The organism is Nocardioides sp. WJ219, from assembly GCF_058559815.1.
The window spans coordinates 1-13,186 of record NZ_JBZUJV010000014.1; the positions used below are offsets into that span (position 1 = coordinate 1).

At 71.1% G+C, this 13,186-nt stretch carries 6 protein-coding genes and 1 pseudogene; all 7 read left to right on the forward strand.

All coding sequences use genetic code 11. The features are described from left to right. Positions 1–181 (forward strand): annotated as a pseudogene (locus AC4MBH_RS22930) (gfo/Idh/MocA family oxidoreductase); the annotation flags it as partial. Beyond that, the gene (xylA, locus tag AC4MBH_RS22935) at positions 178–1,344 is read left to right on the forward strand and encodes a xylose isomerase (protein WP_491797730.1); all 1,167 of its coding nucleotides are present in this window, start codon (positions 178–180) and stop codon (positions 1,342–1,344) included. The pseudogene AC4MBH_RS22930 and the gene xylA, both read left to right, overlap by 4 nt. Before the next feature lie 202 nt (positions 1,345–1,546). Then, complete coding sequence (locus AC4MBH_RS22940; protein ID WP_491797732.1) at positions 1,547–8,842, forward strand: OmpL47-type beta-barrel domain-containing protein; 7,296 nt, start codon at positions 1,547–1,549, stop codon at positions 8,840–8,842. A gap of 256 nt (positions 8,843–9,098) precedes the next feature. Beyond that, a complete protein-coding gene (locus AC4MBH_RS22945; protein ID WP_491797807.1) occupies positions 9,099–10,307 on the forward strand; it encodes an inositol-3-phosphate synthase in 1,209 nt (402 codons plus the stop codon). Between the two features lie 77 nt (positions 10,308–10,384). Continuing rightward, a complete protein-coding gene (locus tag AC4MBH_RS22950; RefSeq protein ID WP_491797733.1) occupies positions 10,385–11,392 on the forward strand; it encodes a sugar phosphate isomerase/epimerase family protein in 1,008 nt (335 codons plus the stop codon). Then, a complete protein-coding gene (gene xylB, locus AC4MBH_RS22955) occupies positions 11,389–12,795 on the forward strand; it encodes a xylulokinase (RefSeq protein WP_491797734.1) in 1,407 nt (468 codons plus the stop codon). Before AC4MBH_RS22950 ends, xylB begins: the two co-directional genes overlap by 4 nt. A 95-nt stretch (positions 12,796–12,890) precedes the next feature. Next, a complete protein-coding gene (locus tag AC4MBH_RS22960) occupies positions 12,891–13,130 on the forward strand; it encodes a DUF6458 family protein (RefSeq protein ID WP_491797735.1) in 240 nt (79 codons plus the stop codon). Positions 13,131–13,186: the final 56 nt, after the last annotated feature.

The following is a 13,186-nucleotide window of genomic DNA, read 5'->3' on the forward strand; positions in this document are numbered from 1 at the left end:
ACCGGGCCACGGCCTGGGCTACGAGCACGGGTTCACCCACCAGGTCGTCGACCTCGTCAACGCCATCGCCACCGACACCACCCCCACCCCCACCTTCGCCGACGGCCTGCGCGTCCAGCAGGTCCTGCAGGCCGTCGAGACCAGCTCAGACAACCGCACCTGGCAGGAGATCGCCGTATGACCACCGACCGCTTCACCCCCCGCCCCGAGGACAAGTTCTCCTTCGGCCTCTGGACCGTCGGCTGGGAGGGAGTCGACGTGTTCGGCCCCGCCAGCCGGCCGCCCCTGGACCCGGTCGAGAGCGTCCACCGGCTGGCCGAGCTGGGCGCCGCCGCCGTCACCTTCCACGACGACGACCTGCTGCCCGACGAGGGCACCCGTGAGAAGACCCTCGAGCGGTTCGAGCAGGCGCTCGCCGACACGGGGGTGGTCTGCGAGATGGTCACCACCAACCTGTTCAGCCACCCGGTGTTCAAGGAGGGTGGCCTCACCGCCAACAACCGGCAGGTGCGCCGCTACGCCACCGCCAAGGTGCTGCGCAACATCGACCTCGCCGCCCACCTGGGCGCCAAGACCTTCGTGATGTGGGGCGGCCGCGAGGGCGCCGAGCACGGCGGCAGCAAGAACATCGCGGCGGCGCTCGACCGGATGAAGGACTCCATCGACCTCGTCTGCGACTACGTCCTCGAGCAGGGCTACGACATGCGGTTCGCCATCGAGCCCAAGCCGAACGAGCCGCGCGGCGACATCCTGCTGCCCACCATCGGCCACGCGCTCGCCCTCATCGACGAGCTCGAGCACCCGGAGATGGTCGGTCTCAACCCCGAGGTCGGGCACGAGGAGATGGCCGGGCTGAACTTCGCCCACGGCATCGCCCAGGCGATGTGGCACGGCAAGCTGTTCCACGTCGACCTCAACGGCCAGCACGGTCCGCGGTTCGACCAGGACCTCCGCTTCGGCGCGGGCAACCTGCGCGGCGCGTTCTGGACCGTCGACACGCTGCTGGGGGCCGGCGTCAACGAGGCCTACGACGGCTACGTCCACTTCGACTTCAAGCCGCCGCGCGCCGAGGGCATCGACGGCGTCTGGGAGTCCGCCCGCGGCTGCATGCGCAACTACCTGGTCCTGCGCGAGCGGGTGCAGGCCTTCCGCGCCGACCCCGAGGTGCAGGCCGCGCTCGACGCCGCCGGCGTCGGTGAGCTCAGCACGCCGACCCGTGACGCGGGCGAGCCGCTGTCGGCGCTGCGCGAGGCCGACTACGACCTCGACGCGCTGGCTTCTCGCAGCGTCGCCATGGAGGCGCTCGACCAGCTCGCCATGGACCACCTCCTCGGCGCCCGCTGACGAGGGCGGGGCGGGCCGCTCGGCCCGCCCCCGCCGTGCACCACCGACAGCACCACCGCACCGCCGCACGACCGCACCACCGCACCACCGCACCACCGCACCACCGCACCACCGCAGCACCGCACGACCAGGGGCCGAACGCCCGGGGACCCGCCCCGGACACCAATGGAGCGCACATCCATTACCAACGAAGGAGTTCGTGATGAACCAGCTCATCACGCGGCTGAGGAAGGGCTCGCGCACCGCGCTCGGCTCGACCTTGGCCACGATCGTGCTGCTGCCCCTGGGCGCCACGGTCGGCCTCGGCGCGACCGCCTCGGCGGCCTCGGCCACGGCGCCAACCGCGACGCCTCCCCGGGCCGCCGCCACCCCCGACGAGCCCACCGCCCCCGGTGACTCCGAGACCGAGGCCCCGGTCAGCGAGGCCGTCCCGTGGACGGCCGAGCCCGGCGTCGCGGCTCGCCGCCACGACGAGTTCGACGCCCTGGTCTTCTCCAAGACCGCGGCCTTCCGGCACAGCAACATCGACGAGGGCATCACCGCGATCCAGAAGCTCGGCGTCGACCACCACTTCAACGTGACGGTCACCGAGGACGGCGCCGCCTTCACCGACGCCAACCTCGAGCAGTTCGAGGTCGTCATCTTCCTCTCCACCACCGGGGACGTGCTCAACGAGTCGCAGCAGGCGGCCTTCGAGCGCTACATCCAGGGCGGCGGCGGCTACGCCGGCATCCACGCGGCCTCCGACACCGAGTACTCCTGGCCCTGGTACGGCAACCTGGTCGGCTCCTACTTCAACAACCACCCGCCGGGCACCCCGACCGCGACCGTCAAGGTCGAGGACCCCGCGCACCCCTCCACCACCGGGATCGAGCCGCGCTGGCAGCGGACGGACGAGTGGTACAACTTCCGCACCAACCCCCGCGGCAAGGTGCACGTGCTCGCCTCGCTGGACGAGAGCACCTACACCCCGGGCAGCGGCGCCATGGGCGCCGAGCACCCGATCGCCTGGTGCCAGGACTACGACGGCGGCCGCAGCTGGTACACCGGCATGGGCCACACCGAGGCGTCCTTCGTGGAGCCCAAGTTCCTCGACCACGTCCTCGGCGGCATCAAGACCGCCGCCGGCGTGATGGACTCCGACTGCAAGGCCACGCTCGAGCCCAGCTTCGAGAAGGTCGCGCTCGACGAGAACACCTCCAACCCGATGGAGCTCGCCATCGCCGATGACGGTCGGGTCTTCTACGTCGACCGCAACGGCGCCGTGCGCATCATCAAGCCCGACGGCACCGTGGTGACCGCCGGCACGATCCCGGTCTACACCGGCCAGGAGTTCGGTCTGCTGGGCATCGCCCTGGACCCGGACTTCGCGACCAACAACTGGGTCTACCTCTACTACGCACCGCAGGGCTCGACGCCCACCGACCGCATCGCGCGCTACACGATGGCGGGCGACACGCTGCAGCTGGGTACCGCGACGACGATCCTCGACGTCCCGACCCAGCGCGACCAGTGCTGCCACGCGGGCGGGTCGATGGAGTTCGACAACGACGGCAACCTCTACCTCGCCACCGGTGACAACACCAACCCGTTCGACTCCGGCGGCTACTCCCCGATCGACGAGCGGCCCGGCCGCGGCGCCTGGGACGCCCAGCGCACCTCGGCCAACACCAACAGCCTCAACGGCAAGGTGCTGCGGATCAAGCCCCTCCCCGGCGGCAGCTACTCCGTCCCGGAGGGCAACCTGTTCCCGGAGGCGGCCGACACCCAGCAGAAGACCCGGCCCGAGATCTACGCCATGGGCTTCCGCAACCCGTTCCGCATCGGCCTGGACGAGCAGAACAACAACCTCCTCGTCGCCGACTACGGCCCGGACGCCGGTTCGGTCAGCGCCACCCGTGGGCCCAACGGACGCGTCGAGTGGAACATCCTCGACCAGCCCGGCAACTACGGCTGGCCCTACTGCGTCGGCAACAACACGCCGTACAACGACTACAACTTCGCCAGCAGCACCGCCGGTGCCGCCTTCGACTGCGCGGCCCCGGTCAACGACTCGCCGAACAACACCGGCCTGACGAACCTGCCGCCCGCGAAGGCCGCCGTCATCTGGCAGAGCAACAACGGCTCGATCACCAGCACCCCGGAGATCGGGGCCAGCGGCGCGCCGATGACCTCGGGCACCTACTCCTACGACCCGGAGCTGGTCTCCGACCGCAAGTGGCCCGCCTACTTCGACAGCAAGGCGATCTGGGCCGACTGGAACAACAGCCGGCTGTTCACCGTGCAGCTGAACCAGGACGGCACCAACTACACCGACGTCAACCGGTTCCTGCCGTCCCTGCCGATGGTCCGGCCGCACGCCCTGCAGTTCGGCCCCGACGGCGCCCTCTACATGATCGAGTGGGGCAGCGGGTTCAACGGCAACAACACCGACTCCGGCATCTACCGGATCGACTACGTCGAGGGCAACCGCGCCCCGGTCGCCCGGGTCACCACCGACAAGACCTCCGGCCCGGCGCCGCTGACCGTCCAGTTCGACGGCAGCACGTCCTTCGACGCCGACACCGGTGACGCCACCGGCCTCACCTACTCCTGGGACTTCAACGGCGACGGGACCCCCGACGCCACCACGCCCACGGGCTCCTTCACCTACACCGCCGCCGGCAACTACACCGCGCGGCTGACGGTGACCGACGAGGGTGGCCGGACCGGCACGACCAACATCGACATCGTGGCCGGCAACTCCGCCCCGACGGTGAAGCTGGTCCTGCCCCCCAACGGCGGGTTCTTCGAGTTCGGCGACTCCCTGAAGTACCAGGTGGAGGTCACCGACGCCGAGGACGGCACGATCGACTGCAACCGTGTCGTCGTCCAGCCCGGCCTGGGTCACGACGAGCACTCGCACGACTACGAGCAGTACCGGGGCTGCAGCGGCACCCTGGTCCTGCCCGGTGACGCCGGCCACGTGGGCGCCAACATCTTCGGCACCATCAAGGCCACCTACACCGACAGCGGGTCCGGCGCGGCCGGTCCGCTGACGACCGTCGACGGCATCGTCGTGCACACCAAGCACAAGGAGGCCGAGTTCTTCGACGAGACCGGTCGCACCGGCTCCGGCACCACCGGCACCCCGGGCGTCACGGTCCAGACGACCACCGACACCGGCGGCGGCCAGAACGTCACCGGCGTCGAGACCGGCGACTGGTTCGGCTGGGACGTCATGAACCTGACCGGGATCACCGGCGTCACGATGCGGGCGGCCTCGACCACCGCGGGTGCGGCGTTCGACGTCCGGCAGGGTTCGCCCACCGGCACCACGATCGGGACCCTCACGGTGCCGAACACCGGTGGCGCGCAGACCTACCAGAACGTGACGACCACGTTCACCGGTGCGACGACGACCAGCGGTCCGCTGTACTTCGTCGCCACCACGGGTGGGGCCAACGTCAACTCGCTCGACTTCATCGGGCGCGGCATCACCGACAACCAGCCGCCCACGGTCGCGATCAGTGCCAGCACGTCCAACGGCGAGGCCCCGCTGCCGGTGCAGTTCACCAGCACGGTCAACGACGCCGACGGCGACACCCCCGTCACCTACGCGTGGTCCTTCGGGGACAGCACCACCTCGACCGAGGCCAACCCCAGCCACACCTACACGACGCCGGGCACCTACGTCGTCTCGCTCGTCGTCACCGACGCGCGGGGGGCGAAGTCGACCCGCACGCTGGAGGTCGTCGTCCGTCAGGCCGTGGACATCTGCTTCAGCGGTCGCTCCGACGACTTCGTGGGTGACGCCCTCGACACCGAGCGCTGGAACCGCAGCGTCCGGGTCAACCAGTCGCTCACCGTCGCGGACGGGACGCTGAACGTCCCGATCACGGCGACCGACATCCACCAGGGCACCAACACCGCGCCGAACATCGTCCTGCAGGACCTGCCGGCCGGGGCGTTCGAGGTCACGACCAAGGTCACGCTGCCCGCGACCAAGGGCTACCAGCAGGGCGGCCTGGTCATCTACGGCGACGACAACAACTACCTCAAGCTCGTCTACTCGGGTCGCTCCACGGCAGCCGCCGGGAGCAAGGCAGCCAACGTCATCCAGTTCGCCAAGGAGGTCAACGCCGTCGCCACGGAGACCAACTCCGCCAACCTCGGCGCGACCTTCCCCGACACCGTGTGGCTGCGGATGTCCAGCACCGACGGCAACGTCGTCCGGGCGTCCTACAGCAGTGACGGCGCCACCTGGCTGCCGATCACCCTGACCAACGGGACGACGGCGCCGACGCGCGACCTCACCGGCATCACCGCACCCAAGGTCGGCCTGCTCGCCCTGGGCAGCACCGCGGCGTCGGCGACGCCGCCCATCACCGCGCAGTTCGACTACTTCACCCTCACCCCCGACGACACGGCCACCCCGTGCGGCGGCGGCAACGGGTGCCTGGAGAACTTCGACGGTGCTGCGCTGAGCGACACCTGGGAGGTCGTCCGTCCGACCGGCAACGTCGCGGTCGGCGGGGGCAACCTCACCATCCCGATGGCGGCCACGGACCTCTACCAGACCACCAACACCGCTGGTGACCTGGTGCTCCGCGACCTGCCCGCCGGTGCGTTCCGGGTGACCACCAAGGTCACCGCCCCGATCGACCGGCAGTACCAGCAGGCCGGCCTGATCATCTACGGCAACGACGACAACTACATCAAGCTGGTGGCGCAGGGCCGCAGCACGGCCGCCGACGTCGGCAGCAACATCATCCAGCTCACCAAGGAGGTCGCCGCCACGGCGACCGAGGCGAACACCCAGGGCCTCGGCGCGACCTTCCCCTCGACCGTGTGGCTGCGCCTCACCAGCACCGACGGCACCGCCGTCACCGGTGAGTACAGCACCGACGGCCAGGCCTGGACGGCGATGCCGACCGGCTTCGACCTCTCCGGCATCACCAACCCGCGGGTGGGTGTCACGGCCTTCGCCAACATGGCGGGCGCCGCGAACATCTCGGCGCAGTTCGACTCCTTCGAGCTGGTCTCCGACGACTGCGGGCCGACCACGCCCGGGTGCCTCGCCGACCAGTTCGGCGGCACCGCGCTCGGCGCCGGCTGGACCACCGTCCGACCCAGCGGGAACCTCACGGTCTCCAACGGCTCGGTCAAGATCCCGATGGAGGCGACGGACCTCTACCAGACCGTCAACACCACCCGGGACCTGGTCCTGACCGACCTCCCCGACGGCCCGTTCGTGGCCACCACCAAGGTCAGCGCACCGGTCAACCGGCAGTACCAGCAGGCCGGTCTGCTGATCTACGGGGACGACGACAACTACATCAAGCACGTCTTCGAGGGTCGTAGCGAGCAGCCCGACGCTGCCTCCAACATCATCCAGACGACCAAGGAGCTCGCGGCCACGGCCGTCGAGGCCAACAGCAACGGCCTCGGGGCCACCTTCGGCAGCACCGTCTGGCTGCGGCTCACCAGTGACGACGGCAACGCCGTCATCGGGTCCTACAGCACCGACGGCGAGACGTGGACGACGATGGCGAGCGGTTTCGACCTCACCGGCATCACCAACCCGCGCATCGGCCTGCTGTCGCTCGGCGCCAACGCCACCGGTGCCGGCATCACGGCCTCCTTCGACTGGTTCACGCTGGGCGCTGACGCCTCGTGCGAGCCGGGCGACGGCGGCCCGACCGACACCGCGGCGCCCACGACGACGCTCACCATCCCGGCGGCCACCGGCCAGGCCGGCTGGTACACCACGCGTCCGTCGTTCACCCTGGCCGCCACCGACGGCACGGACGGGTCGGGCGTCGCCTCGACCGAGTACCGGATCGCCGGGGGCGCCTGGACGCCGTACACCACAGCGGTCTCCGTGACCGGTGAGGGTGAGCGCCTGGTCGAGTTCCGCTCGACCGACGCGGCGGGCAACGCCGAGGCGATCAAGTCACAGACGGTCAAGGTCGACACGGTCGTCCCGACGGTGACCGCCACCGAGGCGGGCACCGAGACCAAGACGCTGACGCTCACCGCGGCCGACGCCACCTCCGGTGTCGCTCGCATCGAGTACCAGGTCGGCGACGCCACGACGTGGACGGCCTACACGGCGCCCCTGTCGTACAGCACGCCCGGCACCTACGTCGTGCGCTACCGCGCCATCGACGTGGCCGGCAACACCTCGGCCGTGGGCACCACCACGGTCGTGGTCGCCGGCCCGGCCGACACCACCGCGCCGACGACGACGCTCACCATCCCGGCGGCCACCGGCCAGGCCGGCTGGTACACCACGCGTCCGTCGTTCACGCTGGCCGCCACCGACGGCACGGGCGGGTCGGGCGTCGCCTCGACCGAGTACCGGATCGCCGGGGGCGCCTGGACGCCGTACACCGCTGCGGTGTCGGTGACGGGCGAGGGCGAGCGTCTCATCGAGTTCCGCTCGACCGACTCGGCGGGCAACGCCGAGGCGATCAAGTCGCAGACGATCAAGGTCGACACCGTCGCCGCGACCGTCACCGCCGCCACCACGGGTGAGGCGACCAAGACGCTGACGCTCACCGCGGCCGACGCCACCTCCGGTGTCGCTCGCATCGAGTACCAGGTCGGCGACGCCACGACGTGGACGGCCTACACGGCGCCCCTGTCGTACAGCACGCCCGGCACCTACGTCGTGCGCTACCGCGCCATCGACGTGGCCGGCAACACCTCGGCCGTCGGCACCACCACCATGGTGATCGAAGCGGCGGAGGCGCCCACCGTCACCATGACCACGGCGCCCGAGGCGCCCAACGGTCGCGGCGGCTGGTACACCTCCGCGGTGATCGTCACCCTCGAGGGGGCCGGCGGCGAGGGTGACCTCACCGTCGAGTACCGCATCGGTGACGGCCCGTGGACGGCGTACACCACGCCGGTCCGGGTGACCGAGGACGGCACCACCCGGGTCCAGGCCCGGGTGACCGACGCGGCCGGCACGGTCTCGCAGGTGGTGACCCAGACGATCAAGCTCGACGCCACGGCGCCGAAGCTGACCGTCACCGGCATCACCAACGGGACCGAGCTGGACGTGGCCGAGATCCGCACCGCGCGGGTCACGACGTCGGACGCGACCTCGGGCATCGCCTCGCGGGTCATCCGGCTCGACGGCAAGGTCGTGGGCTCCCCGACGCGCATCGACGCCCTGTCGCTGCGTACCGGCACCCACCGCCTGGTGGTCACGGTGACCGACAAGGCCGGCAACCAGGTGACGCGCACGATCACCTTCCGGGTGGTCGCGTCGTACGCCGGTGGCAAGCAGCTGGTCAACCGGCTCGACCAGGAGAACAAGGTCAGCGCCTCGCTCGGCAAGCAGCTCAAGCAGGAGCTGAAGGCCGCGCAGCGCGCCGACCGGCGCGGTGACGTGCGTCAGGCCCGTCAGGCCCTTACGCGGTTCCAGGGCCTCGCCTCCGGTGTCCGGAACGCCGCGGCGAAGGCTGCACTCACCGACCTCGCCCGCCAGCTGAAGGCTCAGCTCTAGGCGAGGGAGGAGAGGAGAACGTCCGCAGAGGGGGGCCCGGCCACCCGGCACCGTGAGGTGCTGGGGACCGACCGTCAGCAGGTTCGGCCCTGCGAGCCGGCCGGCGGCCGGGCCCCCGTCGGGACGGGGGAGTGACGCCCTCGTGGTGTCGCTCCTCGCGGCCGGTGTCGGGACAGCGCGCTCCGTTCCGGCACCGGTCGTGCCCGGCGCGTGCCACCCGGCACCGCCCCCATCAAGACGACGAGAAGGACTCCCGATGACACGCCCCACCACACCGCCCGCCGAGGGCGGGACCACCCGGACCGGGATCTGGCTGGTGGGTGCTCGTGGGTCGGTGGCGACGACCACGGTCGTGGGTGCGCTGGCGTTGCGGGCGGGGTTGACCGACAGTGTGGGGTTGGTCTCCGAGCTGCCGGAGGTGGCCCGGGCCGGGTTGCCGGCGGTGGGTGACCTGGTCTTCGGTGGCCATGACGTGGCGGACGGGTCGTTGACCAAGCGGGCCGAGCAGCTCGCCCATGGTGGGGTGCTGCCGGCGGGGTTGTTGCCGTTGGTGGCCGAGGAGCTGGAGGCCGTCGATCGGCGGATCCGTCCGGGCATCGACACCAGCACCAGCAGCGGCGCCGGTTCCTCCCAGGGCACCACCCAGGGCGGCGAGATCGACCGGCTGGTCGCGGACCTGGTGGCGTTCGGTGAGGCCGAGGGCCTGGACCGGGTGGTGGTGGTCGACGTGGCCAGTACCGAGGCGCCGGCGGTGCCGGTGGGTGCGTTGGCTGACCTGGATGTCCTCGACGCGGCCCTGGCCGCGGGGGACTCGCCGTTGCCGGTGTCGTCGGCCTATGCGCTGGCGGCGTTTCGTGCCGGGTGTTCCTATGTGTCGTTCACGCCGAGCCCGGGGTCGCGGCTGCCGGCGTTGGCACAGGCCGCGGAGCGGGCTGGGGTGCCGTGGGCCGGTAGTGACGGCAAGACGGGTGAGACGTTGGTGAAGTCGGCGTTGGCGCCGATGTTCGCGACGCGGGCGTTGCGGGTCCGGTCGTGGGCGTCGTACAACATGCTCGGCGGCGGGGACGGAGCGACACTGGCCGACCCCGCCGCCGCTGCCAGCAAGACGGCCTCGAAGCGGGGTGGTCTGGAGGCGATGCTGGGTCATCCGGTCGACGGGCCGATGCACATCGACTACGTCGCCGACCTGGGGGATTGGAAGACCGCGATGGACCACGTGTCCTTCGAGGGGTTCTTGGGGGTGCGGATGAGCCTGCAGTTCACGTGGTCGGGGTGTGACTCGGCGTTGGCGGCTCCGTTGGTGCTGGACCTGGCCCGTCTCACGGCCCGCGCGCACGAGGCTGGGCGGAGTGGTCCTCAGGGTGCGTTGGGGTTCTTCTTCAAGGATCCTGCGGGTACCGGGGAGCACCGGTTGGGTGCGCAGTGGGACGCCCTGGTCTCCTGGTGCGCAGGACTGGCCCCCTGACCCGCCCCCGCACCACCACACGACGTTCCTGACAGCACGACAGCAGTTCCACGACACGACTACCGAGGAGTACCGACATGCCGCGTCCGATCACCCTGTTCACCGGTCAGTGGGCCGATCTGCCGTTCGAGGAGGTGGCGCGTCTGGCGTCGGGGTGGGGGTATGACGGTCTGGAGATCGCGTGCTGGGGTGATCACCTGGATCCGTGGCAGGCGGCGGAGGACGACGCGTACGTGCAGGGCAAGCTGGACGTGTTGGAGAAGTACAACTTGAAGGTGTACGCGATCTCCAACCACCTGAAGGGTCAGGCGGTCTGTGATGACCCGATCGATGCCCGCCACGAGGCGATCCTCTCGAGCCGGGTGTGGGGCGACGGGGACCCGGAGGGGGTGCGCCAGCGCGCCGCGGAGGAGATGAAGCTGACCGCGCGGACCGCGCAGCGTCTGGGGGTGGACACGGTGGTGGGGTTCACGGGGTCGGCGATCTGGAAGTACGTGGCGATGTTCCCGCCGGCGTCTGAGGAGATGGTGGCGGCGGGGTATCGGGATTTTGCGGATCGGTGGAACCCGATCCTGGACGTCTTCGATGAGTGTGGGGTGCGGTTCGCTCATGAGGTGCATCCCTCGGAGATCGCCTATGACTACTGGACGACGGTGGCGACGATGGAGGCGATCGGGCACCGTGAGGCGTTCGGGTTGAACTGGGACCCGTCGCACTTCGTGTGGCAGGACCTGGATCCGGTCTCGTTCATCTGGGACTTCAAGGACCGGATCTACCACGTGGACTGCAAGGACGCGAAGCGTCAGGTGGGCAATGGTCGTAATGGTCGGTTGGGGTCGCACCTGCCGTGGGCGGATCCGCGTCGGGGGTGGGACTTCGTCTCCACCGGGCACGGGGACGTGCCGTGGGAGGCGTGTTTCCGGATGTTGAACACGATCGGGTATGACGGTCCGATCTCGGTGGAGTGGGAGGACGCGGGGATGGATCGGTTGGTGGGTGCTCCGGAGGCGTTGGAGTTCGTGCGTCGGTTGGCGTTCGACCCGCCGTCGGCGGCGTTCGACGCAGCGTTCTCCACCAGCTCGTGACCCTCGTGCTCGGGGTCGACTCCTCGACCCAGTCCAGCAAGGCCGTCCTCGTCGACGCCGACGACGGCACGGTCCTCGAGACCCGGACCGCGGCGCACCCGAGGGGGACCGAGGTCGACCCGCGCGCCTGGCTCGCCGCCTACGACGAGGTGACCGGTCCGCTGCTCGACCGCGCCGACGCCGTGTCCGTGGCGGGCCAGCAGCACGGCATGGTGGCCCTCGGCACCGACGGGCTGCCCGTCCGCGACGCGCTGCTGTGGAACGACGTCCGCTCGGCCGCCGCGGCCCGCGACCTGATCGCCGAGATGGGGGGTCCCCAGGCCTGCGCCGACGTGCTCGGCAGCGTGCTGGTGGCGTCGTTCACCGCCTCCAAGCTGCGCTGGCTGCGCGACCACGAGCCCGACGCCGCCCGGCGGGTCGACCAGGTGCTGCTGCCGCACGACTACGTGTCGCGGCACGCCGCCGCCCCCGGCACCCCGGCGTTCACCGACCGCGGGGACGCCTCCGGCACCGGCTACTACGACGCCGCGCGCGGCACGTGGCGCCCCGACCTCCTCGCCGCGGCGCTGGGGCACGAGGCGACGGTGCCCCGGGTGGTCCCCGGCGGGGCCGCCGCCGGCAGCACCGCGTCGGGCGCCGTCGTCGCCGGCGGGACCGGCGACAACATGGGCGCCGCCCTCGGGATGGCGCTCGAGCCCGGCGACGTGCTCATCTCCATCGGCACCAGCGGCGTCGTGTCGGCCGTGAGCCCCGACCCCGTGGCCGACGGCACCGGCACGGTCACCGGGTTCGCCGACGCCCAGAGCGGCTACCTGCCGATGGTCACCACCATGAACGCCGCCGGCATCCTCGACCTGCAGGCCCGGTGGCTCGGCGTCGACCACGACGAGCTCGCCGCGCTCGCCCTCACGGCGCCGTCCGGCTCCCGCGGCCTGGCGATCCTGCCGTACTACGGCGGTGAGCGGACGCCCAACCGGCCGGACGCCGTCGGCACCTGGCACGGCCTCACCCCCGACACGACCCGTGCCGACCTGGCGCGGGCGTCGTTCGAGGCCCTGCTGTGCGCGCTGGCCGACGCGGTCGACCTGCTGGTCGCCACCACCGGCGTGACGCCCCACCGGGTGCGCATCGTCGGCGGCGCGACCCGCAGCCCGGCCCTGCGCGCCCTCGCACCGGCCCTGCTCGGGCGCACGGTGGCGTTCCCCGCACCCGGTGAGTACGTCGCGCTCGGCGCTGCTCGTCAGGCGGCCTGGGCGCTCGCCGGCACCGAGGCGCCGCCCGGTTGGGCCCCACGCGGCCTCGACGAGCAGCCGGGCCCCACCGACGACGAGCTCGCCGCGGGGGCCGAGGTGCGTGCCGCCTACGCCGGGCTGCGCGACCGGGGCGCTGACCCGAAGGGGTGAAACCGTGACGGCCGCGTAACAGCGGGCACCGGTCGCGGCAGGTGGAGGGTGGGGGCCGCTCCTGCGGTTCCTCCACCCCTCGAACGGAGAATGCAGTGGGATACGGACTTGGAGCTTTCCTCCTGGTCGTCGGCCTGGTCCTCGCGCTGGCGGTCCAGGACAGCGTCGACGCGGTGGACCTGACGATGGTCGGCTGGATCATGGCGCTCGTCGGGATCGTGGTCATCGCGCTGACGGCGCTGACCTTCACGCGGGGCCGGCACGCGCGCAGCGTGCAGACCACGGCTCACTCCGACGGGACCCAGACGGTGCGGGAGAGCCGCACCGACATCTGATCCCTGACCGGCTGCGCCGGTCACCACGAACCTCAGGCCCGGTCGTCCGATCCCCC

Bases quoted from the DNA above. Each gene is read 5' to 3' on its own strand.
- xylA (WP_491797730.1), top strand. From the start codon at position 178: ATGACCACCGACCGCTTCACCCCCCGCCCCGAGGACAAGTTCTCCTTC.
- AC4MBH_RS22940 (WP_491797732.1), top strand. From the start codon at position 1,547: ATGAACCAGCTCATCACGCGGCTGAGGAAGGGCTCGCGCACCGCGCTC.
- AC4MBH_RS22945 (WP_491797807.1), top strand. From the start codon at position 9,099: ATGACACGCCCCACCACACCGCCCGCCGAGGGCGGGACCACCCGGACC.
- AC4MBH_RS22950 (WP_491797733.1), top strand. From the start codon at position 10,385: ATGCCGCGTCCGATCACCCTGTTCACCGGTCAGTGGGCCGATCTGCCG.